21 protein-coding genes are annotated in these 24,361 nt (G+C 71.2%); 7 read left to right on the forward strand and 14 right to left on the reverse strand.

From position 1 onward, the window contains the following. Nucleotides 1–4: 4 nt before the first annotated feature. The 3 genes from AB0M59_RS15975 (at nucleotide 5) to AB0M59_RS15985 (ending at nucleotide 3,043) form a co-directional block, all read left to right on the forward strand. On the forward strand, nucleotides 5–943 hold the full coding sequence (locus tag AB0M59_RS15975; protein ID WP_364614965.1) for a ferulic acid esterase: 939 nt from the start codon (nucleotides 5–7) through the stop codon (nucleotides 941–943). A gap of 110 nt (nucleotides 944–1,053) precedes the next feature. Beyond that, the gene (locus tag AB0M59_RS15980) at nucleotides 1,054–1,515 is read left to right on the forward strand and encodes an HNH endonuclease (protein WP_364614968.1); all 462 of its coding nucleotides are present in this window, start codon (nucleotides 1,054–1,056) and stop codon (nucleotides 1,513–1,515) included. A 169-nt stretch (nucleotides 1,516–1,684) separates the two neighbouring features. After that, entirely contained in the window at nucleotides 1,685–3,043 is a 1,359-nt protein-coding gene (locus AB0M59_RS15985) for a protein kinase (RefSeq protein WP_364614971.1), read from the forward strand. 7 nt (nucleotides 3,044–3,050) lie between these two features. Here AB0M59_RS15985 and AB0M59_RS15990 read toward each other — a convergent pair whose 3' ends face one another. Genes AB0M59_RS15990 through AB0M59_RS16030 form a run of 9 tightly spaced genes read right to left on the reverse strand, consistent with a single transcriptional unit; the run spans nucleotide 3,051 to nucleotide 13,966 of the window. Then, nucleotides 3,051–3,254, reverse strand: a complete 204-nt coding sequence (locus tag AB0M59_RS15990; protein WP_364614974.1) for a hypothetical protein — start codon at nucleotides 3,252–3,254, stop codon at nucleotides 3,051–3,053. 26 nt (nucleotides 3,255–3,280) lie between these two features. Continuing rightward, nucleotides 3,281–3,829 (reverse strand): alpha/beta fold hydrolase, encoded by a 549-nt coding sequence (locus AB0M59_RS15995; protein ID WP_364614977.1) that lies wholly within the window; start codon nucleotides 3,827–3,829, stop codon nucleotides 3,281–3,283. A gap of 1 nt (nucleotide 3,830) precedes the next feature. Then, nucleotides 3,831–5,657 carry a sialidase family protein gene (locus AB0M59_RS16000; protein WP_364614980.1) on the reverse strand — a complete coding sequence of 609 codons (1,827 nt, stop codon included), beginning with the start codon at nucleotides 5,655–5,657 and terminating at the stop codon, nucleotides 3,831–3,833. Nucleotides 5,658–5,659: 2 nt separating this feature from the next. Next, nucleotides 5,660–7,621 carry a beta-galactosidase gene (locus tag AB0M59_RS16005; protein WP_364614983.1) on the reverse strand — a complete coding sequence of 654 codons (1,962 nt, stop codon included), beginning with the start codon at nucleotides 7,619–7,621 and terminating at the stop codon, nucleotides 5,660–5,662. Next, nucleotides 7,621–8,544 carry a dihydrodipicolinate synthase family protein gene (locus AB0M59_RS16010; protein ID WP_364614986.1) on the reverse strand — a complete coding sequence of 308 codons (924 nt, stop codon included), beginning with the start codon at nucleotides 8,542–8,544 and terminating at the stop codon, nucleotides 7,621–7,623. Before AB0M59_RS16010 ends, AB0M59_RS16005 begins: the two co-directional genes overlap by 1 nt. Further along, nucleotides 8,544–9,497 (reverse strand): ABC transporter ATP-binding protein, encoded by a 954-nt coding sequence (locus tag AB0M59_RS16015; protein WP_364614989.1) that lies wholly within the window; start codon nucleotides 9,495–9,497, stop codon nucleotides 8,544–8,546. Before AB0M59_RS16015 ends, AB0M59_RS16010 begins: the two co-directional genes overlap by 1 nt. Beyond that, a complete protein-coding gene (locus AB0M59_RS16020; protein WP_364614992.1) occupies nucleotides 9,494–11,398 on the reverse strand; it encodes a dipeptide/oligopeptide/nickel ABC transporter permease/ATP-binding protein in 1,905 nt (634 codons plus the stop codon). Before AB0M59_RS16020 ends, AB0M59_RS16015 begins: the two co-directional genes overlap by 4 nt. Next, on the reverse strand, nucleotides 11,395–12,354 hold the full coding sequence (locus tag AB0M59_RS16025; RefSeq protein WP_364614995.1) for an ABC transporter permease: 960 nt from the start codon (nucleotides 12,352–12,354) through the stop codon (nucleotides 11,395–11,397). The genes AB0M59_RS16020 and AB0M59_RS16025 overlap by 4 nt, the downstream gene beginning before the upstream one ends. A 13-nt stretch (nucleotides 12,355–12,367) precedes the next feature. Then, a complete protein-coding gene (locus tag AB0M59_RS16030; protein ID WP_364614998.1) occupies nucleotides 12,368–13,966 on the reverse strand; it encodes an ABC transporter substrate-binding protein in 1,599 nt (532 codons plus the stop codon). 142 nt (nucleotides 13,967–14,108) lie between these two features. Here AB0M59_RS16030 and AB0M59_RS16035 point away from each other — a divergent pair, with 142 nt between their 5' ends. From AB0M59_RS16035 to AB0M59_RS16045, 3 genes are all read left to right on the forward strand, one after another. Then, on the forward strand, nucleotides 14,109–14,834 hold the full coding sequence (locus AB0M59_RS16035) for a FadR/GntR family transcriptional regulator (RefSeq protein ID WP_364615001.1): 726 nt from the start codon (nucleotides 14,109–14,111) through the stop codon (nucleotides 14,832–14,834). Nucleotides 14,835–14,945: 111 nt separating this feature from the next. Next, entirely contained in the window at nucleotides 14,946–17,078 is a 2,133-nt protein-coding gene (locus AB0M59_RS16040) for a hypothetical protein (RefSeq protein ID WP_364615003.1), read from the forward strand. 14 nt (nucleotides 17,079–17,092) lie between these two features. Then, on the forward strand, nucleotides 17,093–18,244 hold the full coding sequence (locus AB0M59_RS16045) for a S8 family serine peptidase (RefSeq protein WP_364615006.1): 1,152 nt from the start codon (nucleotides 17,093–17,095) through the stop codon (nucleotides 18,242–18,244). A gap of 48 nt (nucleotides 18,245–18,292) precedes the next feature. Here AB0M59_RS16045 and AB0M59_RS16050 read toward each other — a convergent pair whose 3' ends face one another. From AB0M59_RS16050 to AB0M59_RS16070, 5 genes are all read right to left on the reverse strand, one after another. Next, entirely contained in the window at nucleotides 18,293–18,946 is a 654-nt protein-coding gene (locus tag AB0M59_RS16050) for a response regulator transcription factor (RefSeq protein WP_364615009.1), read from the reverse strand. A 2-nt stretch (nucleotides 18,947–18,948) separates the two neighbouring features. Further along, on the reverse strand, nucleotides 18,949–19,338 hold the full coding sequence (locus AB0M59_RS16055; RefSeq protein ID WP_364615012.1) for a hypothetical protein: 390 nt from the start codon (nucleotides 19,336–19,338) through the stop codon (nucleotides 18,949–18,951). A 29-nt stretch (nucleotides 19,339–19,367) separates the two neighbouring features. Further along, nucleotides 19,368–20,570 (reverse strand): cytochrome P450, encoded by a 1,203-nt coding sequence (locus tag AB0M59_RS16060; protein WP_364615015.1) that lies wholly within the window; start codon nucleotides 20,568–20,570, stop codon nucleotides 19,368–19,370. A 262-nt stretch (nucleotides 20,571–20,832) separates the two neighbouring features. Next, nucleotides 20,833–22,200, reverse strand: coding sequence for an aspartate aminotransferase family protein (locus AB0M59_RS16065; RefSeq protein WP_364615018.1), 1,368 nt, complete (start codon nucleotides 22,198–22,200; stop codon nucleotides 20,833–20,835). Nucleotides 22,201–22,317: 117 nt separating this feature from the next. Then, complete coding sequence (locus tag AB0M59_RS16070; protein WP_364615480.1) at nucleotides 22,318–22,812, reverse strand: Lrp/AsnC family transcriptional regulator; 495 nt, start codon at nucleotides 22,810–22,812, stop codon at nucleotides 22,318–22,320. Nucleotides 22,813–22,983: 171 nt separating this feature from the next. Between AB0M59_RS16070 and AB0M59_RS16075 the strand changes: the two genes are divergently transcribed. Continuing rightward, a complete protein-coding gene (locus AB0M59_RS16075; protein ID WP_364615021.1) occupies nucleotides 22,984–24,360 on the forward strand; it encodes an APC family permease in 1,377 nt (458 codons plus the stop codon). Nucleotide 24,361 lies beyond the last annotated feature (1 nt).

The following is a 24,361-nucleotide window of genomic DNA, read 5'->3' on the forward strand; positions in this document are numbered from 1 at the left end:
TCGAGTGCCCGGACCCCTGCCCCGGTGGGCGGCCGCGTTCGCCGCGGCCTGCGCCCTGACCACCGTCTTCGCCGCTCCCGCCGCCGCGTCGACCGTCGTCGACCACCCCGTCCGCACCACCGGCTGCGGTCGCGCCGCGCCCGTGCCGGCCGGGGTGACGACCACCCGGCACGTCGTCTCCGGCGGTCTTGACCGCGAGTACACCGTGCACCTGCCGGCGCACTACAACCCGCGCCGGGCGTACCCGCTGGTCCTGTCGTTCCACGGGCACAAGCGCACGTCGCAGTACCAGGAGGAGCTGTCCGGCTTCTCGGCGCTCGACGCGATCTCGGTCTACCCGCAGGGCCTGATCGGCACCGACGGCGAGTCGGCCTGGACCGGCGCGCCCTACTCGGCCGCCGCCGACGACGTCCTGTTCACCAGCGACCTGCTGAACTCGCTGCAGCGTGACCTGTGCGTCGACAACGACCGGATCTTCGCGGCCGGCAAGTCCAACGGCGGCGGGTTCGTCGGCCTGCTGGCCTGCCGGCTGCCCGGCCGGATCGCGGCGTTCGCCCCGGTGTCGGGCGCGTTCTATCCCCAGGGCGGCGCTTGCGAGCCGAGCCGGCCGGCGCCGATCCTCGACTTCCACGGCACCGCCGACACGACCATCCCCTACACCGGCAACCCGGCGAAGGGCCTGCCCGCCATCCCCGACTGGCTCGCGGGATGGTCCACAAGGGACGGTTGCTTCCCGAAGCCCGTGTCGTGGACGCCGGTGAAGGGCGTCGTCGCGCAGAAGTGGCTCGGCTGCGACCGGCGGAGCACGCTGGAGCACTACCGCGTCGAAGGGGCCGGGCACGTCTGGCCCAGCACGCGGCCGAACAACGACTCGGCCACGCCGACGGTGATCGACGCGACGCCGGTCATCTGGCGGTTCTTCCGCACGCATCCGCTGCGGTGAAACACGATTGACGCAGGTCACGCCCCTCGGCGACGATGATGCGCACCAGGCAGAAGCCGCCCGCCGGACCAGCCGACGGGCGGCTTTTGCATCATCGAAAGGGGTTTTCCATGCGTGTACTGGTGCTCAACGCCGGTTACGAGCCGCTCCAGACCGTGTCCGTTCCGCACGCCATCCGGATGCTGGTGCGGCACGTCGCCGAGATCCACGAGGCCGAAGACGGTCTCGCCTACGGGCTGTTCCCGCGCCCGAAGACCGTGCGGTTGCTGAGGTACGTCGTCATGAAGTGGCGATATACGCAGCCGCCCCGCTGGTCCCGCCGCGGGGTGCTGACCCGCGACGGCCACCGCTGCGCGTACTGCGGCCGCCGCGCCACGACGATCGACCACGTGACGCCGCTGAGCCGCGGCGGCGCGCGGACATCCTGGCTCAACACGGTCGCGGCCTGCGGCGGCGCGTCTCGCAGCTGCAACGCGCGGAAGGCGGACAAGCTGCCGGCCGAGGCGGGGATGACGCTGCGGTTCACGCCGTACGTGCCGACGTGGGACCAGCTGCACGCGCTCGCCGGGTGAGGACGCGGCCTGCCCCAGCTCCATGAGGGGCACCCTGATGGGTTTCAAAGCCATGGGGGTGCCCTTCATGGCTTCCGGAGCGTTCGTCGGCGTCCCGGACCGCGGGTCGTTAAGCTCGAACCGATCGTCCCCCGCATCCGTGTGTTCCGGGGAAGGCCGGGAGGTCGTCGTGACCGACGCAGGACCGCTGATCGCCGGGCGCTACCGGCTGACCGAACGGGTCGGCCAGGGCGCCATGGGCGTCGTCTGGCGCGCCCGCGACGAGCGGCTCGACCGCGTCGTCGCCGTCAAGCAGCTGGGGTACGACCCGGCGATCGGGCAGGCCGCCGGCGAGCAGGCCGCCCTGCGCGCGCTGCGGGAGGCCCGGCTGACCGCACGGCTGCGGCACCCGCACGCGATCACCGTGCACGACGTCGTCGAGGAGGCCGGCGAGCCGTACCTCGTGATGGAGTACCTGCCGTCGCGGAGCCTGGCCGACGTCCTGCTCGACCGGGAGCGCCTGCCCGCCGACGAGGTCGCGCGCATCGGCGTGCAGGTCGCCTCCGCACTGGCGGCCGCGCACGCCGAAGGCATCGTGCACCGGGACGTCACCCCGGCCAACGTCCTCCTCGCCGACGACGGGGTCGCCAAGATCGCCGACTTCGGCATCTCCCGCGCCACCGGCGAAGGCACCGTGACCGGCGGCGGCTTCATCGCGGGCACGCCGGCCTACCTTTCCCCCGAGGTCGCGGGCGGCGGCGAAGCCGGCTTCCCGGCCGACGTGTTCTCCCTCGGCGCGACGCTCTACCGCGCGTTGGAAGGCCGCCCGCCGTTCGGCAACGACGACAACGCGATCGCGCTGCTGCTGCGGGTGGCTCGGGAGGACCCGATTCCGCCGACGCACAGCGGCCCGCTCGCCGAAGCGCTCACCCGCCTCCTGCAGCGCGACCCGGCCCAGCGCCCGGCGATGGCGGAGGTCCAGGAGCTGTTCGAGGCGGTCACCGGCGGCCGTCCGCTGCCCCCGCCGCGCCCCCGCCCGCGCACCGAAACCCGCATGCTGCGCCTCCCCCGCCCGCGCCGGCGGGCGGTGCTGGCGTCCGCGGGCGGCGCCGTCCTGCTGGCCCTGGGTGTGGTGATCGGGACGGCGCTCGTGCCGGACGGCAGCACCCCGGTCGCCGCGCCGGCGACGTCCACTCCCCCGGTCACACCCCCACCGACGACCACTACACCCCCCGCCGACCTGGGCTGCGCGGCCAGCTACGCGGTGACGACCTCCTGGCCGGGCGGCTACCAGGTCCAGGTGACGGTCCGCAACGACCACGGCACCGGCCTGCGCGGCTGGAGCGTCCGCTGGTCCCTGCCCGACGGGCACCACATCGCGGGTCTGTGGAACGGGACGTTCACGGTCGAGGGCTCGACGGTGACGGTGGACAGCGCGGACTGGAACGCGAAACTCGACGCGGGCGGCTCGACGACGTTCGGCTTCAACGCGGTGACCGGAAACGGCGACGCTTCCAGCCGGCCGCAGCTCTCCTGCCGGACGGTCTGAACCGCGTTCAGCCCGTGGTCCGGGCGAGCGAGCGCACCATCGGCCGGAGCAGGTCCACCAGCTCCGCCGCGTGCGTGAGCTGCGGAACGTGCCCGCCGGGGGTCTCCACCAGCCGCGCGCCGAGCCGATCGGAGAGCCAGCGGGAACACTCGAACAGCCAGTGGTGGGTGGCCCCGGATCCCGGTTGTCCACACCCGTCGTGACGACGCACGGCGCGCGCACACCGGCGAGCTGACTTCACCGGGGAGGTAACCGAAAGCCGGAGTCAGTTCGACGCCGAACAAGCATCACCGTCGGCCAGCAGCCGAGCCTTGAACTCCGGATCGAACGCGTCGTAGGCGTCGTCACCCGCCACCCAGCGCTGGAACTTTTCGACGGCGGCTCGTGGAAGATGGCGCCGCGCACCACTTCCGGGTGCCGCAGCGTGAGATCGGTGAGGATCATCGCTCCCATGCTGTTGTCGCAGGCGACGGCCGGAGCGAGACCCAGTGCCATGACCAGTGCGTACGCGTCGTCCGCCTGCTCTTCGATGGTCGTGGTGGACCAGCCGGCCGGGCGCGGGCTGCGCGAATTGGCGCGGCGGTCGCAGGTGAGGACGGCGAACTCGTCCGCCAGACCGATGGCGACCGTGCTCCTCTGGCCGGCGTCACCGACGGCCCCCTTGGTTACCTCCGGACCACGATCCGAACACGCCGGGAAGACCGGCGCCAGAGCACAAAGGCCCCAGAACCGCCTTCGAACCGGAGGCCGCCGGCGGTGCGTTCGGCACCGCCGGCGGCGTCTCACCTCAGCCGTGGATCCGGTCGAAGGGCAGCCGCAGCACCTGGCCCCCCGGAACCGCCGCGTTCCGCAGCCGGACAGCGTCGAGTTCCGCCGCCGTCAACGCCCGGCGGTAGAACCTGACCTCGTCGAACGAGCCGTTCCAGCGGAACTGGTTGTCCAGCCGCTGCCCCAGCTGCAGCTGGAACGACACCGTCCGGCTCACCGAACCGGCGACCGCGGCCCCGGAAGCGGCCTGGACGCCGTCGACCCACAGCACCAACCGACCGCCCGCGCGCTCGAGAGCCACATGGTGCCAGGCCTGGTCGTCGTACGCCTGGGCTGACGAGATCGACGCGCTCCCGGCCGACGTCGTCATCATCGCGATCAGCCGGTGGTTGGCCGGTTCACCGCGCAACCACAGCTGGGGCGCCGTCGATCCCATCCCGCCCAGCCAGAACAGCACCTGGTTTCCCTTCGTGGCGCCATACCGGAACCAGCCCGTCCACGTCAGGTCACCCTCTCCCGGAGGCTGTGCCGGGTCGTACGGCACCCGGACGTAGTCGTCGACGCCGTCCAGCGTCACAGCACCGCCGAAACGGCCCGCCGCAAGGGAAGCGCCACCGAGCACCCGGGCGTCCGCATGCCCGGACACGTCCGGTGTGGACGGTCCGGCCGAGTTCTTCCAGCCCAGGTACGACTCGTCGAAGCGCGCGAAGCGGATCTCGTCACGCGCGTCGACCGCGCCGCCTTCGTACAGGAGCCCGATCTCCGAGCCGCCGATCTGCACCAGGTCCGAGTAGCCGGACCAGTCCGTGGTGATCTGCGTGCCCTGCTCGGCGTTCTCCCACGTCCGCCCGTTGTCGTACGACGACCGGATCATCATCCAGCGCCGCCGGTCGGTGTCCGACGGCGAGGAGAACAGCAGACGGTTCCCGACGCGCAGCACCGCCCCCTGCACCATCGGCGTCACCAGGTCGGGGATGGCGGTGAAGGACCGGGAGAACGTCTCGCCGCCGTCGCGGCTGATGGCGTAGTCGCGGTTGCCGATGTCCGTGCCGCCCTGCTCGCGGCCGCCGGCGTAGATCGACCCGTCGGCCAGCTCGACCACCGTCACTTCGGACGGCTTCTGCGGGTACGTCCCGCCGACCGGGTGCGGGTAGCTGTCCACCGCGCCGACGTGCCAGCTGCGCCCGCCGTCGTCGCTGTAGACGAGCCCGGCGTGGTTCTCGATCGAGTTCGTGCCGTCGCTGGTTTCCGCGTTGACGCCGAACACGAGACGTCCCGCGTGGCGGCCGCGAGTCAGCTGGATCCCGTGCACCGGGCCGGACGCGTACCACGAGTCCCAGCTCGGCAGCTTGGCCTGCGCGCTGATGTCGACCGGAGTGGACCACGTCAGGCCGTCGTCGTCGCTGTACTGCGAGTGCGGGGTGCGCGGGCACGGGACGTCGCACGCCTTGTCGTCGGTGCGGCCCTTGTTGTACGTCGTGACCAGCACGATCCGCCCGGTGCGGCGGTCCACCATGGGCACCGGGTTGCCGTGCGTGTCCCCGCCCCCGCGGTTGACGACCTGCAGCGGCGACCACGTCTTGCCGCCGTCGGTGGAACGCTTGAGCACGAGGTCGATGTCACCGGTGTCGCCGCAGTTGTCGACGCGGCCTTCGGCGAACGCCAGCAGCGTGCCGTGGGCGGACTTCACGATCGCCGGGATCCGGAAGCAGCTGTACCCGGGGTCCTGCGCCGCCTTGAACAGCACCTGCTGGTCGAACTGCGGCGCGGCCTGCGCCGGGCTCACGGCGAGCAGCGAGCTCGCCACCAGGGCCACCAGAGCGGCCCATCTCCCCAGTGTTCTCATTCTCATCCCTTCAGGACGGCGACACCTCGCGGAGCGAGCCGAACCTCGCTGACCGGCCGCGACGGGTCGGTGAGCAGGTCCGGCGCGGCGCGCGGCAGGTCGACGGTGACCGGCTCGGTGCCGTGGTTGAGCATGATCAGGTAAGCGCTTTCTGCGCCGTGCCGGACGACCGCCTGGACACCCGGCGGGGCCTCCAGAACCCGCGTCACGCCGGCCTCCGCCGCGACGCGGTCGAGCAGCGGACCCAAGTCCGGCCGGGTGCCGAGGTACCAGGCGACGCCGTCGCCGAACGCGTGCCGGGTGATGGCGGGCCGCCCGATCAGGTCACCGGAGGCGAACGACGCGACCACTTCGGCGCCTTCGGGTTCGATCCATTCGGACCAGATCGACCCGGAATCCGTTTTTCCGTCGGCGAATTCCAGCGCGATCGACCCGGTCAGGGGCCAGAATTCGTCGACCCGCAGGCCGAGGAGATCCCGCAGCGGCGCGGGATGACCGCCGAGGTACGCGCGGTCACAGCCGTCGACGATACCGCTGAAGTACGACACCACGACGTGCCCGCCACCCGCGACGTACGCGCGCAGATTGTCCGCGGAAGCCTGTTCCAGCAGGTACAAGTTCGGGACGACCACGAGCTTGTAGCGCGTGAGATCCCGCAGAGGGTGGACGACGTCGCAGGTGATGTTGGCGTCGAACAACGGCGCGTAGTGCGCGAGGTGCGTCTCCAGCTGCTCGAGCGCCGCCGGGTGCGAGTCCAGTTCGAGGCCCCACCAGCTCGGCCAGTCGTGCAGCAGGGCGACGTCGGCACGCACGTGCGTCCCGGCCAGCTCGGGCACCCGCGCCAGTTCCTGCCCGAGAGATGCAGTCTCACGGAACGTCCGGGTCTCGCGGCCGCCGTGCGGGACCATCGCCGAGTGGAACTTCTCGGCGCCGCCACTCGTCTGCCGCCATTGGAAGAAGAGCACGGCGTCGGCGCCCTGGGCGATGGCCTGCCAGCTGCCGAGCCGCATCGCGCCCGGCGGCTTGGGGCTGTTGCGGGGCCGCCAGTTCACCGCGCTCGGCGCCTGTTCGAGCAGCATCCACGGCTGGTCCTTCGTGGACCGGACGAGGTCGTAGGCGAACGCGGCTTCGACGTGGGCGCGCGGGTCGTACGGGTCCGGGTAGGAGTCGAGGCTGACGACGTCCTCGTGCGGCGTCCACGTGTGCCAGTCGAGGGCTTTCTGCACCAGGCCGACGAAGTTGGTCGTGATCGGCGTGTCCGGGGTGAGCCGGCGCAGCACGGCCTGTTCTGTCAGGAAACAGCCGAGTGAGGCGTCGGAGGAGAACCGGTGGAAGTCCAGCTGCTGCGCGGGGTTGGGGAACGTCGGCGCGACGCGCGGCGGCAGGATTTCGTCCCACGCAGAGTAGTGCTGCGCCCAGAAAGTGGTCGTCCAGGCGGCGTTGAGCGCCTCGATCGTCTCGTAACGCTCACGCAGCCAGCGACGGAAATCCGAGGCCGACTCATCGCAGTAGCACGCCCGGATGTGACAGCCGAACTCGTTGCCGACGTGCCACATCGCGAGCGCCGGATGCCCCGCGTAACGCGTCGCCAATTCGGAAACCAGCCGCGAAGCGTGCGAGCGGTACACCGGGCTCGACGGGCAGAACTGCTGCCGGGCGCCCGGGGACAGCCGGACGCCGTCAGCGCGTACCGGCAGGATCTCCGGGTGCGCGTGGGACAGCCACGGCGGCGGGGACGCGGTCATCGTCGCCAGGCAGACCTGGACTCCCGCGCCGGCGAGGCCGTCCATGACGTCGTCGAACCAGCCGAAGTCGTACTCCCCCGGCCGCGGTTCGACGCCGGCCCACGAGTAGATCCCCGCCGTCACCATCGTGACGCCCGCTTCGGCCATCAGCTTGAGGTCTTCCCGGCGGACCTCGTCGGGCCAGTGCTCCGGGTTGTAGTCGGCGCCGTAGTGGAGCATCAGAGCAGACCCGCTTCGGCGAGCTTCTCCTTGATCCGCAGCAGTTCCTCGTCGTCCAGGGGAAGCTGCGGCGGCGCCATGACAGCGTTGTCGATGAACCCGCGCATCTTCATCGCGGCCTTGAAGGCACCTAGCCCGGCCGAACCGCGGCCCATCCGGCTCGGCGGCGCCACGGACGTGATCGAGAACAGCTTCAGCAGCCGCTCCTGCTCGCGGCGGGCCGCGGCCAGGTTGCCGGACTTGAAGTGGTCGTGGATGAGCACGTACCCGACCGGGTCGACGTTGCCGAGGCCCGGGACGGCGCCGTCGGCGCCCATCGCCAGGGCCGCGTCCACGACCAGCTCGGACCCGGTGAACACGGCGAAGGTGTCGAGGCCGCGGTCGCGCTTGCCCAGCAGCACGGCCCGGAACGCGGCTTCGTCGCCGCTGGAGTCCTTCAGCCCGGCGATGACGCCGTCGGCGGCCAGGTCGAGGACCATCCCGCCGTCGAGCTTCGTGTGCACCGCGACCGGGATGTCGTAGGCGACGATCGGCAGCGCCGTGCGCTCGTGCAGCAGGCGGAAGTGCCGGTCGACCTCGGCGACGTGGGTCCGCGTGTAGTACGGCGCGGTGACGACGACGGCGTCGGCCCCGGCGGCTTCGGCCGCCTTGATGTGCTCGGCGACCCGCAATGTCGTCATGTCGATACAGCCGACGAGCACCGGGACGCGGCCGGCGACCTGGTCGACCGTCGTTTCGACGACGACGCGACGCTGGGCGTCGGGCAGGAAGGCGACCTCGCTGGAGGAGCCGAGGACGAACACGCCGTGGACGCCGGCGTCGAGCTGGACCTCGACGTGGCGCCGCAGCGAGTCGGTGTCCACGCTGAAGTCGTCGTTGAACGGCGTGCACAGCGGCGGGACGATTCCGGCGAACTTCGGCATCAGGCGCTCACTCCGGTAGGGATCTCGGGATGGATGCAGCGGTAGGTGTGCCCGCCCTCGGCCGCGGCGAGCGGCGGCAGGTCGGCGGCGCACTCGTCGGTGGCCTTCGGGCAGCGGGTGCGGAACGGGCAGCCGCTCGGCGGGTTCGTCGCCGACGGCACCGGCCCGGTGAGCACGATCGGCTCGACCGCGTGAAGCAGGCTGGGCGTCGCCGAGAAGAGGGCCCGCGTGTACGGGTGCCGGGCCTCGTCCGGCAACGCCGTTGCCGGGGCTTCTTCGACGACCCGGCCGAGGTACATCGTGACGATCCGGTCGCTCATCTTCTTGACGGTCTGGATGTCGTGGGAGACGAACACCATCGCCAGCTCCAGCTGTTCGCGCAGGTCGAGCAGCAGGTTGAGGATCTGGGCGCGGACCGAGACGTCGAGGGCGGACGTCGGCTCGTCGGCGACCAGCAGCGCGGGCCGCAGGGCCAGGGCCCGCGCGATGGCGACGCGCTGGCGCTGGCCGCCGGAGAGCTGGCCGGGTACCGCGTCGGCGGCGCTGGCGGGCAGGCCGACCAGCGACATCAGCTCGCGGACGCGGTCGTCGCGCTCGGCCGGCGTCCCGACGCGGTGCACGTCGAGGGGATCGCGGATGATCTTGGCGACGGCGAGGCGGCGGTTCAGCGCGGTCGACGGGTCCTGGAAGACCATGCCGACCTCCCGCCCGGAACCCTCGTCGAGGGGCTTCCCGCGAAAGCGGACCGTGCCCGCGGTCGGGGGCTGCAGGCCGACGATCACCTTGGCCAGGGTCGACTTGCCGCAGCCGGACTCGCCGACGACGCCGATCGTCTCGCCGGGATTGACGACCAGGTGGGCGTCGGTGAGGGCGTAGACGCTGGCGTGGCCGAAGAGACCGCGGCCGCGGATCTTGTGCACGACGTGGACGCCGTCGAGTTCCAGGAGGTTCACGCCGTCGCCTCCTTCTCGCGGGCGATGTCGACCGCCGGGAAGTGGCAGGCGACGAGGTGGTCGACCGGCTCGCCGAAGCGGACCGGGGTTTCTTCGTGGCACTTGGCGCGCGCGGCCGGGCAGCGGTCGGCGAAGCGGCAGCCGGCCGGGAACTCGGCCGGGGCCGGGACGACGCCCTTGATCTGGGTGAGCCGGGCCTCATTCTCTTCCAGCGACAGCACCGCGCTGAGGAGGCCGCGCGTGTAGTGGTGGCGGGGCGAGCCGACGACCTCGGCGGTGGCGCCCAGCTCGGCGACCTGCCCGCCGTACATGACGACGACGCGGTCGGCGATCTCGGACACCAGCGCGAGGTCGTGCGAGACGAGGATGAGCGCGAAGCCGAGCTCCTCCTGCAGCCGCAGCAGCAGCGCCATGATCTGGGCTTGCACGGTGACGTCCAGAGCCGTCGTCGGCTCGTCGGCGACGATCAGCTTCGGGTCCCGTGAAAGCGCCATGGCGATCAGCACACGCTGACGCTGGCCACCCGACAGTTCGTGCGGGTAGGCGCGCAGCGTCCGTTCGGGGTCGAGGTTGACCAGCTCCAGCAGCTCGGCCGGGGTGCGGGTGCCGCCGCGGCGGGTGAACTGCTTGAGCTGGGCGCGGATGGTCATCGCCGGGTTGAGGGAGCTGAGCGCGTCCTGGTAGATCATCGCGATGTCGTGGCCGAGGTGGCGGCGGCGGCCGCCGGGGCGCAGCGCGAGGAGGTCGCGCTGGGCGAACCGGATCTGGCCGGACACGCGGGCGGTCGCGGGCTCGAGGCCGAGGATCGACAGTGCGGTGAGCGTCTTGCCGCAGCCGGACTCGCCGATCAGGCCGAGCACTTCGCCGGCTCGGACGCTGAAGGACACACCGTCGACGACGTCGACGCCTTCGTGGCGGCCGGGGAACGCGATCCGGAGCCGGTCGACTTCCAGGACGGTCTCGCGGTGGTCGAGCGAACGAGCGGTGCGGGCCAGCCGGTCCCCCGCTTCCCGCAGGCCGGCGATCGGCAGGACGGGCGCGGTGTCGGCGTCTTCCCGCTTGGCGACGGCCTTCGCGACTTCGGCCGCCTTGACGGCGCGGGCCGACGGCGCCGCCCAGGCGTCCGAGATGCGCTCCGACAGGATGTTGAGCGCGAGGACCGTGACCAGGATGAGCAGGCCGGGGAACAGCGTCGCCCACCAGCCGCCGGTGAGCACCAGGTCCTTGCCGTCGGCGAGCACCGAGCCCCAGGACGGGTCCGGCGGCTGGATGCCGGCGCCGATGAACGACAGCGACGCCTCGAACACGATCGCGTCGGCCACGGTGACCGTGCAGTACACGAGCACCGGGGCGGCGCAGTTGATCGCGACGTGCCGGGTCAGCACGAAGAAGCGCCTCGCCCCGATGACGCGTTCGGCCGCGACGTAGTCCTCGCCGTACTGGGCCAGGACGTTCGCCCGGATCACCCTCGCCACCGGCGGCATGTTGAGGAACCCGATGGCCAGGATCAGGACCAGGATGCCGTGGCCGAACACCGCGACGAGCACCGCGGCCAGCGCGATACCGGGGAACGCCATGATGACGTCCAGCACGCGCATGACCACGGCGTCCACCCGGCGGTGCGAGGTCGCGGCGAACGCCCCGATCACCGCCCCCGACACGAGCGCGAGCGCCACCGCCCCCAGGCCGATGGCGAGCGACCAGCGCGTGCCGGCGACGAGCCGGGAGAAGATGTCCCGGCCCGACGTGTCCGTCCCGAACCAGTGCGTGCCGCTCGGGCCGCCGGTGTCGGTGCTCAGCGCGTCCGGGTTGTGCGTCGCGACGAGCGTGCCGAGCACGGCGACCAGGAGCAGGACGCCGAGGATCGCGAGCGCGGGCCAGGCCGCGCGCAGGCGCTTCACGCGTGGCTCCGCAGGCGCGGGTTCGCGATCAGGTACAGGACGTCGACGACCAGGTTGACCAGCACGAACCCGATCGCGATCGTGATGACGAAGCCCTGCACCTTGGCGGTGTCGCCGTCGGTGACGGCCTGGATCATGTTCTGTCCCATCCCCGGCAGCGCGAACATCGTCTCGATGACGACGGCGCCGCCCAGCAGGTAGCCGACCCGCAGGCCGAGCACGGTCAGCGGCGTGACCAGCGCGTTGCGCAGCACGTTGCGCCCGACCACGACCACCGGCGGCAGGCCGCCGCCGCGCGCGGTGCGGACGTAGTCCTTGTCCAGCTCCTCGACCATCGACGTCCGGATCACCCGCGTCAGCTGCGCGGCCACCGGCAGCGCCAGGGAGACCGCGGGCAGCGTCAGCGAGTTCAGCCAGCCGCCGAAGGAGTCGGCCGGGCTGACGTAGCCGCTGGTCGGGAACAGGCCCTGGCCGACCGCCAGCCACTGGACGAGCAGCAGCGCCACCCAGAACGCCGGCGCGGCGACCCCGGCCAGGGTGACCACGCGGATCACCTTGTCCGGCCAGCGGTCGCGGAACAGCGCCGACGTCACGCCGAGCACCAACGCCGTCACCAGCGCGATGACCAGGCCGAGCAGGGTGAGCTGGACGGTCAGCGGCAGCGCGGTCGAGATGGTCTCGCCGACCGGCTGCTTGGTGATCACGCTGGTGCCGAAGTCACCCTGGGCCAGGTGCCAGACGAAGTGGACGTACTGCAGCGGCAGCGGGTCCAGCAGCCCGTTCTCGAGCCGGAACTGCTGCAGCTGCTCGGCGGTGGCGTTCGCGCCGTCGAACGCGGCCAGCGCCGGGTCGACCGGCGCGAACCGCATCACGATGAACACGAACAGGATCACGCCGAGCAGCAGCGGGATCAGGGCGAGGATGCGGCTGAGCAGCATCCGCACGACGACGGCCACGGATGTTCTCCTCTTAGACCGGCTTGGCCTGGTTCAGGTAGATGCCCGGGTAACCCTGGGCGCGCACGCCGGAGATCGCCTTCGGGTCCCACGCCGTGCCGAGCTGGGTGAACACGACCGGGTAGATGACGGCCTGCTCGGAGATCCGGTCCAGCAGTTGCTTGTTCAACGAGGTCCGCTTGGCCTCGTCGGTCTCCGCCGCGGCCTGGTCCTGCAGGGTGAGCAGGGACTGGGCGTCGGGGCCGGTGAAGCGGGCGTACTTGCTCGTGAGGATGGACTTGGCGTCGTAGTAGTACCGGATCATCAGGTCGGGGTCGTTGCCGAACTGCAGCGGGTTGTTGGTCGTGGCGACGACCTGGAAGTCGGTGCCCGCGTCCAGCTTGGAGAACAGCGCCTTGGTGTCCTGGGAGTCCAAAGTGGTCTGGACGCCGATCGCGTCCCAGCCCTCCTTGATCACCTTGACGCAGTCGGCGACGAGCGAGGTGTTCGTCGTGGACAGCGTGACCTTCAGCCCGGTGGCACCGGCCTGCTGCAGCAGCTGCTTCGCCTTCTCGGGGTTGTAGACGAAGTCCTGCGACGCCGGCTGCGAGGACGGCAGCTTCGGGTTGATGAACGACGTGCCGGGCGAGCCGGCGCCCTTCAGCCCGATGTCGATCATCTTCTGCTTGTCGATGGCGTAGTGCAGCGCCTGCCGGACGAGGTTGCTGTCGAACGGCTTGTGCGCGGTGTTGAAGAGCAGGAAGAGGTTGTTGCCGCCGTCGGCGAACTCGACCGTGCGGCCGGCCTTGCGGAGCTGGTCGGCGTTGGCGGCCGGGATGTTCTCGGCGATCTGCGCGTCCGGCGTGGCGCCGGAGATCGCGGCGACGCGCGGGGCGGAGTCCACGATGGACTTCCACAGCATCTTGTCGTAGGCCGCCGGGCGCGGGCCGTTGTAGTCGGCGAACTTCTCGAAGCTGGTGTGGGACAGCGGTGCCTGCTCGACGACCTTGTACGGGCCGGAGCCGACGACCTTGCCCCCCTTGGCGTCGTCCCACTTGCCGTCGTAGACGTGCTTCGGGACGATCTTGCAGCACTGGATCCGCTGCAGCGCGTACGGGAAGGGGAACTTGAGGACGAACTCGACCGAGCGGTCGCCGGTCTTGCGAACCTCTTGCAGCCAGTGCGAGAAGAAGCTGTGGATCAGCACGTTCTCCTTCTCGTCGAGCGCGCGGGCGTAGGTGAAGACGACGTCGTCGGCCGTCACCGGCCGGCCGTCGTGCCACTTCGCGCCGTCGCGGAGCTCGAACTTCAGGCTCGTGCCGCTGACGTCGGCCGGCAGCGCCTTCGCCAGGCCGGGGAAGGGCGCGCGGGTGATCGGGTCACCCTCCACGAGGGACTCGTAGCAGTGCAGGATCGCGGCCATCGAGAACGCGGACGCGGTCTGCAGCGGGTCCCACGTCTGGTTGTTGCCGTAGCCGATGACGGCGGTCAGCGAGCCCGCCGAACTGCCGGTCTTGTTGGTGGACGCCGGTCCGCCGCACGCGGCGAGCACGGTCGGGAACGCCAAAGCCGCCCCGGCGAAGGTGGTGTAGCGCAGCAACTGGCGGCGGCTGAGCGACGGGCTCTGGGACATCGCTGTCTCCTGCGGGCCTCGAACGGTAGGACATGGGACGTCCTATGACCGGCGTGAGCCTAGGATGCGTTCGCGTGCCGGTCAACCCTTCTGGACGTATGACGTAGGATGTCCTCTCACGACGCATCCGGGGAGGACAGCAGTGGCCCGTCCGCAGCGCAGCGAAGAGATCACCAAGCGCATCATCGACCTGATCGTCGAGCGGGAGCTCTCGCCGGGCGCACCCATGCCCACCGAGCTGAGCCTGATGGACGACATCGGCGTCAGCCGCAACTCCATCCGCGAGGCGATCAAGGCCCTGCAGGCCCTCGGCATCGTCGAGATCCGCCACGGCTACGGCACGTTCGTCGGCTCCGCCGGGTCGGAGTCGCTGCAGACCTGGCTGCTCTTCCGCACCCGCGCCCGCGGCGCCACCGACGTCGGACGGCTGCGCGACCTGCTCGAGGTGCGGGAGATGCTCGAGACCGAGCTGACCCGCCGCGTCGCCACCGACCACCGGCCCGGCCTGGTCGAAGAGCTGCAGGCGTGCGTCGCGCGGATGAAGCGCAAGGGTCCCGACGCGGCGGAGGCCGACCGCGAGTTCCACGACCTCATCTGCGCCGAGGCCGGGTTCGACCTCGCGCGCGAGCTCACCGGACTGTTCTGGGACGTCTACCGGATCGCGGAAAGCGAGCTGGGCGGGCCGGCGTCGTCGCCGACGGCCACCGCGAAACGGCACCAGGTCATCGTCGACGCGCTCCTGCTGCGCGACGCCGACGCCGCGGCCGAAGCCGTGCACCGGCACTTCGACGAGGTCCGCAAGCGCGCGAAAGCCGGTCCGTACGGCGGTTTCGGCGTCGCGCGGCCGGTGCCCGCGGCCCATTCCTGACTCTCGGTCGTTGACCCGATCGAGGTAACTTCCGGAAGATCGAGAACCGGACTCAACGGGTCCGGCGTCTGGCTCGTCGTAGTGGTGATCAACAACCACACGGAGGAGCCAGTGCGAAGAAGACTTTCGGTGTTCGCGGTCCTGCTCGCCGGTTCGGCGGGACTGACCGGGCTCGCCCCGCCGTCCGCGGTGGCCGCGACAACAGCGGCCACCGCCACCCTGCCCACCGGTGACCGGGTCACCGTCCGGACCACGCCGGACGGCCGGTCCCTGTACGACGTCCAGCCTGTCGCCGAGAAGGGCATGGCACGGGCGCTGGTCCACCTGCGGCTGGGCGAACGCGACTACGAGGTTCCCGGCACCGCGCTCCCCTACCTGGGGCGCGGCCTGGACCTGAGCCTGTTCGACGTCCAGGCGCTCCTGGCCGGTGCTTCGGTCCCGGTCGACCCGGCGACGTTCGGCGCCGCTTTGGCGAAGCAGTTCAAGGAAGACAACGCGAGGGGCCACTTCGGGGGTCAGGGGCTCTTCGCCGGGGGTAAGAACTTCGCGCTCTCGGGGGCGCCGGAGCGGCGGGCTGCCCAGCCCCGCTCGGTGCTGCGCACGGTGTCGGTCGACGCCAACGACATCGCGGGCAAACCGGCCGACACCGGCGTCGCGTTCCTGTACAACACCGACGACGGCAACCTGCTCGACCCGAACGAGAACGTCAACCACTTCGCGGGCGGCACGGCGAAGTTCAGCGCGCCGGACGGCAACTACAGCGCGCTCGGCCTGTTCTGGACCGCCGACGCCGACGGCAACCCGACCGAGGTGCGGTTCAGCGCGCAGCCCGAATTCGCGGTCAAGGCGGACAAGACGGTGCGGGTGGACGCTTCACGCGCCTCCAGCAAGGTCACCTGGGTGACGCCGCGGCCGGCGTTGCTCGACGACACCGGGTTCCTGTTCCGCCGGGCCGCGAGGACCGGGCCAGCGTTGCTGGTCGACTTCGACGCCGGGCCCGGCGTGCCGATCTCGGTGTCGCCGACGGCAGCGCCGGTCCGGACCGGCGCGCTGCAGACGTACCCGTACAGCAGGCTGGTGTCCCCGCCGGGGCCGGGCACGCCGTACGAATACGTGCTCCAGAAGGCAAGCGTCGGTACGATTCCGCAGCAGCGGTACGTGGTCACGGCGAAGGACGTCGCCGCGGTGGACGCGACCTACTTCAGCGAGTACGCGACGCTCGGGCGGCGGCAGCGCAGCGGGATGTTTTCCTTCGAGGACAGCAGCGGCCGGGCGTCGCACCTGATCGAGACGCCCCGGAAGCAGACCGAGTACATCTCGGCCGGGCCGGACCTGCGCTGGTTCGGCGGATTCTCGAAGTACGTCGTGCCCGGTCCGTTCCCGGCGTGGGCCGGGGGCCAGTACGAGCCGTTCCACGCCTACACCGGCGGCACGACGGTCACGGAGGACTGGAACAAGTTCCCGCTGCACCCGGCGGGTGGCGTGGCGCTGCTGCCGCTGTCCGACGGCAGCGCGCCGGAGATCCCGGCCGCGACGCGCGCCGGCGACCTGCTGCGGCTGTCGATCACGCCGTTCAGCGACAACCAGCCCGGGCACACCGGGTTCGGCTTCTCCGGCGAGGCGACGGACACGATGACCGGGCACTACACGCTGACCCAGGACGGCGCGACGATCGCCGAGGGCAGCCCGGTGGGATGGAGCGAACTGGCGCTGGAGCAGGAGGTCGCGGCCGGGCCGTCGACCCTGGGGCTCACGATCGACGCGGGCCGCACCGGCCCGATGTACCACCAGAGCACGGCCACCCACACGGCCTGGACGTGGAAGTCCCAGCACGTCGAGGGCGCGACGCTCCCGCCGGCGCTGTACTGCGCGCGCGGCTCGGACGGCCGGGATCGGGCGTGCGCGGCCGAGCCGATGCTGACCCTGGGGTACGCGGTCGGCGGCCTGCGGCCGGACGGCTCGACGCCGTCGGGTCGCCAGGGCCTGGACCTCACGGTCGGGCACCTGCAGCAGAGTGCGGACTCTCCGGTGACGGCCGCGACGGTGCAGTACTCGACCGACGGCACGACCTGGCAGGACGCGACGGTCACCCCACGCGGGGGCGGCGTCTTCCACGCGGACTTCACCGCGACCACGGACGCGTACCGAGGCATGGACGTCTCCTTGCGCGTCACGGCCGCCGACGCGGCCGGGGCGACCGTGGCCGAGTCGATCACCGCCGCCTACCACGTCTATTCGTCCTGAGGGGAAGGTCCACTGTGCACAGATCGATCATCGGCGTGCTGAGCGCCGTAGTGGTCGCCGTGGGTGTCTTCGCCCCGGCCGCGTCCGCCGCACCGGCACCGCGGGCAGCGTGTCCCGACGCGGGTCCAGGCCTGCTGCGCTGCCTCACCACGTACACGCCGGGTGCGGTGCGCGCCTTGGCCGACGGCCCGGCCGGCTGGGGTGCCGACGACCTGGCGTCGGCGTACCGGCTGCCGGCCGAGGCGGGGCCGGACACGCTCGTCGGCATCTCGATCGCCTACGACGCACCGAACCTGGAGGCGGACCTCGCGGCCTACCGGGCGCAGTACGGCCTGCCACCCTGCACGACGGCGAACGGCTGCTTCCGCAAGGTGAACCAGCAGGGTCTGTCCGCTCCCCTCCCCGAAGCGAGCTTCGGCTGGGCCATGGAGTCCACTTTGGACGTCTCGATGGTGTCGGCGGCCTGCCCGTCGTGCCGTCTCCTGGTCGTCGAAGGCAACACACCCGGGTTCGCCGATCTGGCGGAGACGGAGGACACCGCGGTCCGGCTGGGAACGAAGGTGGTGTCGAACAGCTACGGCGCGCGGGAAAGCGGCGCACCGCTGGCCTTCGCGAGCCACTACCAGCACCCGGGCGTGACGGTGGTGGCGTCCTCGGGTGACGCGGGCTTCACGGCGGCGAGCTACCCGGCGGTCCTGGCCACCACGGTCGCGGTCGGCGGGACAGCATTGGCCCGCGACCCGTCCTCGCCCCGCGGTTGGGCGGAGTCCGCGTGGCAGTACGGCGGCAGCGGCTGCTCGGCGTACATCGCGAAGCCGTCGTGGCAGAAGGACACCCACTGCGGCAAGCGAACGGTCGCGGACCTCGCGTCGGCGGCGGAGGACATCGCGATCCACTACACGGACGCGGGCGGCTGGCTCCCGGCGAACGGCACCAGCGCGTCGGCCCCGTACATCGCGGGCCTGATCGGCCGCTCGGGTCAGGCGGGCGCGACCCGGCCATCGACGATCTACGCGCACGCGTCCCGGTTCGTCGACGTCACGGCGGGCAACAACGACCCGTCGGGCGCCGGGAAGAAGTGCGGCGACGACTACCTGTGCGTGGCCGGTCCGGGCTACGACGCCCCGACCGGAGTGGGGGTCCCGAACGGCCTGACCGGCTTCTGAAGTCCGTGAAGGCCTCCTTACCGGCTCTTATGGCCGGTAAGGAGGCCTTCACGGCCGTTCGGTACCCGGTCGGCACAGTCCCCGCTCGTAAGCCAGCAACCCGGCCTCGGTCCGGTGCGCGCACCCCAGTTTCCGCACCACCTGAGCCACCAGCTCCCGCACCGCCGGCTCCCCCACACCGAGCCGCGTCGCGATCTCGGCGTTCGTCAGCGCGGACCCGACCCCGACCAGCACCTCGCGCTCCCGCAGGGACAACCGGTCCACCCCGGCCAAGCGCTCGTCCCGCGGCCCGGACAACCGCGTCGCCGCGGACACCAACCGGCGGGACGCGTCCGGTGAGAGCACCACGTGCCCGTCCGCCGCCAGCCGGACCACCTTGATCAGCTCGTTGCGGCGGGCCGAGCGCAGCAGGTACCCCGAAGCCCCGTCGCGCAGCGCCCGGAGGATCCCCGCGTCGGAGTCGAACGTCACCAGCGCCAGCACCGCCGGGCGGCGGAACACCGGCCCCAGCGAGCCCAGCCGCAGGTCCAGCAGCACCACGTCCGGCAGCCGGCTGCGGAGGGTCGCGCGGGCCGCCGACGCGTCGGACGCCGTGCCGATCAGCTCGATGCCGTCGGCCTCGGCCAGCAGGGAGCCCAGGCGGGCCCGCACCGCCGGGTCGCGTTCGGCCACCAGGACCCGGACCGGCGGCGGTGGCAGCACGGTCAATCCTTGGGCCGCAGGCGGATCAGCGGCAGGTCGGTCCGCGACGCGCCCACCAGGTCACGGCCGCCCGGGCCGCGCAGCCGCAGCTCGCGGAACCGCACCGAAGACAGCTGCGCCGCTTCGATCGGGTACACGTCGCCGTAGCGCTTGATCTTCTCGACCAGTTCCTTGCCCAGCAGCTCCACCAGGCCCGTGTGCCGGTTCGAGCCGCCGCCGAGGGGCACGTCCAGCTGCCTGCGCACCTCGGGAAACCGCTGGTCCAGCTCGACGGCCAGCTGGTGGATCGTGACGTAGGCCGGGCCGAACTCGGACGCGTCCGGGCCTGGAGGGATCTCCTTCAGCACCTTGACGAGCTTGTCGTCCATCGCGAGTTTGTCCCACAGGGTCACGTTTTCCTCCTGTCGTGGCCGCCGCAGGTCTACCAGAGGACCGGCACGCGGTCCACTCCCCCGGTGACCCGGTTCGTCCGGACCTCCAGCTCATCGACCGGCACCGCGAGCCGCAGTCCCGGGAACCGGCGGAACAGCGAGCCGAACACGACGCGCAGTTCCGTGCGGGCGAGACTCGCGCCGATGCAGAACCAGCCGCCGTAAGCGAACGCCACGTGCGAGTTCGGCTTGCGCCCGGGGTCGAATTCCGCGGCGGCGGGGAACACCGACGAATCCCGGTTGGCCGCCGCCAGCGAGAGGACGACCGCGTCGCCCCGGGCGACGGTGACCCCGCCGAGCTCGACGTCGTCGTGCGCGTACCGCAGCACCCCGAGCCCGCCCGGCGCGGACAGCCGCAGGATCTCCTCGACGACGCCGTGCGTCCGGCCCTCAGGGTCGGCGGCCAGCGCGTCGCGCCGCGCGAGGTCGGTGAGCAGGTACAGGACGCCGAGGTCGATCCGGTTGGACGTCGTCTCATGACCGGCGAACAGCAGGCCGGCGGCCAGCCGGGCGAGGTCGTCGTCGGTGAACGCGGGGTCTTCGGCCTGCGCGCGCACCATGTCCGAGACGACGTCCTGGCCAGGTGAGCGCCGCTTGACCTCGGCCAGCCGGCCCATGTAGGCCGCGAACTCGTCGAGGGCCGCTTCGGCGCCGGAGCCGATGTCCATCCGGCCCATCCGCTCGGACAGCACGCGGAACGTGTCGCGGTCTTCGTAGGGAACGCCGAGCAGCTCGCAGATCACCAGCACCGGCAGCGGGAACGACAGGTGTTCGTGCAGGTCGACGGGCCCGTCCGCGGGCCGGGCGCGCTCCATGGCGGCGAAGCAGCCGTCGGCCAGCTCCTGGACGTGACCGGCGAGCCGCCGGATCCGGTTGGCCGAGAAGGCGGGCACGAGCATTTTCCGCATCCGCGCGTGCTCGACGTGCTCGGTTTCGTGGTCGCCCTGCGGCCGGCTGAGGATCGCCGCGTCCGACAGCGCCGACGCGGTTTCCGGCGCGGGGTGCGACCGGCCGAAGCGCGGGTCGGTGAACACCGCGCGGACCTCCTCGAACCCGGTGACCAGCCAGGCCGGGTCGCCGGTCGGGGTGGTCACCGGCACGACCGGGCCCTGCCGGCGCAGCACCTCGAAGAGCGGAGCGATCTCCAGGACGTTCGGCCGCTCGAACGGCAGGCGCGGGGTGGCCGTGGTCATCGGGGTCTCCTCCCGGGTGCGCGGCCGGTCGGCGCGGACGCGGGCGGCCCGGTCACCGGCCGCTCCCCCCGGTCCTCCCTGCGCTCCACGGTACCCAGAAACCCGCGCGAGGGCGGGGAACGCGCGATTCCCCGCCCTTTCGGGCCAACGCCGGCGCCGGCCGCACCGTGGGGAACGCGCTCCACCGCCACACCGGTTCCCACGCCGGGCCGGAACTGTCGGTGCCCTCCGCTAGCGTGGATACCGGGAGCCGGAGGCGCACCTACAGCATTTTCCACGCCTGGGTCAGCGTGTCCCGCAGGATCTGCTCCATCTCGTCGAACTCCCGCTGGTCACAGATCAACGGCGGCGAAAGCTGCACCACCGGCTCGGCCCGGTCATCGGCGCGGCAGTACAGCCCGGCCTCGAACAACGCGTCGGACAGGAACCCGCGCAGCACCCGCTCGGATTCCGCGGCGCTGAACGTCTCCTTGGTCGCCTTGTCCTTCACCAGCTCGATGCCGTAGAAGAACCCGGCCCCCCGGACGTCCCCGACGATCGGCAGGTCGGTCAGCTTGTCCAAAGTGGACCGGAAGGAGTCCTCCCGGGAAAGCACGTGGTCGTACAGACCTTCCCGGGCCATCAGGTCGAGGTTCGCCAACGCGACCGCGCACGACACCGGGTGCCCGCCGTAGGTCGAGCCGTGCATGAACGTCGTCGCACCACGGGTGAACGGTTCCATCAATCGCTCGGAAGCCAGCACGGCACCCAGCGGCGCGTACCCGGACGTCAGGCCCTTCGCGGTCGTGATGATGTCGGGCTGGTAGCCGTAGCGCTTGGCGGCGAAGTCGTACCCGACGCGGCCGAACGCGCAGATCACCTCGTCGGACACCAGCAGCACGTCGCGCTTGTCGCAGATTTCCCGCACCCGGGCGAAGTAGCCCGGCGGCGGCACGAAACAGCCACCGGTGTTCTGCACCGGTTCGAGGAACACCGCGGCGACCGTGTCCGCGCCCTCGAACTCGATGGCCTGCTCGATTTGGTCGGCGGCCCAGCGCCCGTAGGCCTCGTAGTCGTCGGCGTGCTCGGGCGCGCGGTAGAAGTTCGTGTTCGGCACGCGCAGGGTGCTCGGCACCAGCGGCTCGAAGTCGGCTTTCGCGCCGGGGATGCCGGTGATCGACAACGCCCCCTGCGACGTCCCGTGGTAGGCCAGCGCGCGGCTGATCACCTTGTGCTTGATGGGTTTCCCGACGAGCTTGAAGTACTGCTTCGCGAGTTTCCACGCCGTTTCGACCGATTCGCCGCCGCTCACGGTGAAGAACACGCGGTTCAGGTCGCCGGGAGCCGCGTCGGCCAACCGGGAGGCCAGCTCGATCGCCGTCGGGTGCGCGTGGCCCCAGAGCGGGAAGTACGCGAGCTGCTTCGTCTGCCGCGCGGCGGCCTCGGCGAGCTCCTCGCGGCCGTGGCCGACCTGGACCGCGAACAGGCCGGCGAGCCCGTCCAGGTAGCGCTTCCCGCGGGCGTCCCAGATGTAGGCACCCTCGCCGCGCACGATCACCGGGACGTCGGTCTCGTCGAAGGCAGAGTGGCGAGTGAAGTGCATCCAGAGGTTGCTGCGGGCCTTCTCGGCAAGGTCGGCGGTAGTGGTCATACCTCGGTTATCGCACGCGCCGAGCCGCCAAAGCAAGCGATTCAGTCGTCCAGACGAATCCACTCGACTAATTCATGGGCATCTCAGGCGTGTTAGCTTCGGATTTAGTCGTCACCGTCAGCGAGAGCCCCACTGATAGGTCTGTTTCCGCAGCTTGAGGTAGACCATCACCTCCGCGTGCCGGACGCCCGGCAGCGCACGGATCCGCGTCGAGATCAGCTGAAGCAACGCCTCGTCGTCCGCGCAGACGGCCTCGCAGAGCAGGTCGTAGCGCCCGGCGCAGAGGATCACGTACGCGATTTCGTCCATCTCGGCCAGTGCGTCGCCGACCGGTTCGAGGGGTCCCTCGACGGTGATCGCGATCATCGCCTGCCGGAACAGCCCGACCTGCAAGGGATCCGAGACGGCGACGATCTGGATGACGCCGGAGTCGGACAGCCGCTGCACCCGCTGCCGGACGGCGGCCTCCGACAGGCCGACCGCCTTGCCGATCGTCGCGTACGCGCGCCGGCCGTCCTCCTGCAGCTGCGCGATGATCTGCCGCGAGATGTCGTCGAGCACCGGCGGCGCGGGCCGGCTGGGAGTGTCCTGGCTGCTCACGCCCCGGATCATCCCCGACGCGGGCGACACAGGGCAAACGCGACCAGGTAGTCACAGTGGGTGACTAAATCCGAAGGCGCAAAGGGAGTCGAACAACGAAATCGGTCGTCTTCAGGGCGTTGACAACACCGAATCGGTGCTGTTCCATCCGTCGCACCTTGCCCCCGGCCGGAGGGAACGCCCATGCCCCGCACTCCCGCCCCGTCCGAAGCCGCCACCGCCACCACGCCCGCCGGACCCCGCACGCTGACGCGGTCCATCGGCGTCGGCGGCGGCACCCTGTTGACGCTCAGCTGCGTGACGCCGGCTTCGTCGCTGTTCGTCCTCGTGCCCCCGCTCTTCGCCGACCTCGGCACCGGCACCGCGCTCGCCATCGCCCTCGCGGTGCTGCTCTGCGTCGGGATCGCGTTCTGCTACTCCGAACTCGGCACGCTGGTGCCGAGCGCCGGCGGCGAGTACGCGATGGTGACGACGGTGGCGAACCGCTTCGCCGGCTGGCTGACGTTCATGCTGTCGTTCATCGTCATCCTCGTGGTGCCGCCGATCATCGCGATCGGGGTCGCGGACTACGTCGCCGCGGTCGCGGACATCAACCCGTCGGTCGCCGGGGCGCTCGTGATGCTCGCGTCCACCGTGATGGGCCTGCTGAACCTGCGCTCCAACGCCTGGATCACCGGGATCTTCCTGGTCATCGAGATCGTCGCGATCTTCGTCGTGTCGCTGCTCGGGTTCACCCACACCACGCAGAGTCCGGCCGTGCTGGTCACACCGAGCCTCGGCACGAGCGGGATCGGCCTGATCGCCGTCGTCGCCGGGCTCGCCGTCGCGCTGTTCGTCGTCCAGGGCTTCAGCACCGCCGTCTACCTCGCCGAGGAAATGCGCGAGCCGCGCAAGACCGTTGCGCGGACGGTGTTCTGGACACTCGGCATCAGCGCCCTGGTCATCCTCGTCCCGGTCGTCGCGGTCACCCTCGCGGTGCCGGACGCGGCCGCGCTCGCCGGCGTCGACCTCACCGCGCTGGTCACCGGCTGGAGCAACGCGGGCGTCGGCGCCGCGATCAGCCTCTGCATCGCGGCGGCGATCGTGAACGCGGTGATCGTCATGGTCATCCAGAACTCGCGCGTGCTCTACGCCTCCGCGCGAGACCAGGCCTGGCCGGCGCCGGTGAACCGCGCGATGAGCGTGGTGAGCGAGCGGTTCGGCGCACCCTGGGTCGCGACGCTCGTGGTCGGGCTGTCCGAAGCCGTCCTCTGCTTCGTGCCGGTGGACACGCTCAGCGGCGTCACCGGGGTCGCCGTCGTCGCGCTCTACCTGAGCGTCGCGGCCGCCGCGTTGCGCGCCCGCCGGGCGGCGCACCGGAAGCCGCACGTGTGGCGCATGCCGGCCTGGCCGGTGGTGCCGGTGCTCGCCGTCGCGGCGCTGGCCTACGTCCTGGTGGAGCAGAGCGCACTCGACCTCGGCATCACCGCCGGAATCCTGGTGGTGTCGGCGCTGTACTGGTGGGGCTACCTGCGCCGCCGTCCCGAACGCTGGGTCGTGACGGTCCCGCGGGACGACTAGC

It is taken from the genome of Amycolatopsis sp. NPDC051371 (assembly GCF_040682155.1).
Lineage (GTDB): Bacteria > Actinomycetota > Actinomycetes > Mycobacteriales > Pseudonocardiaceae > Amycolatopsis.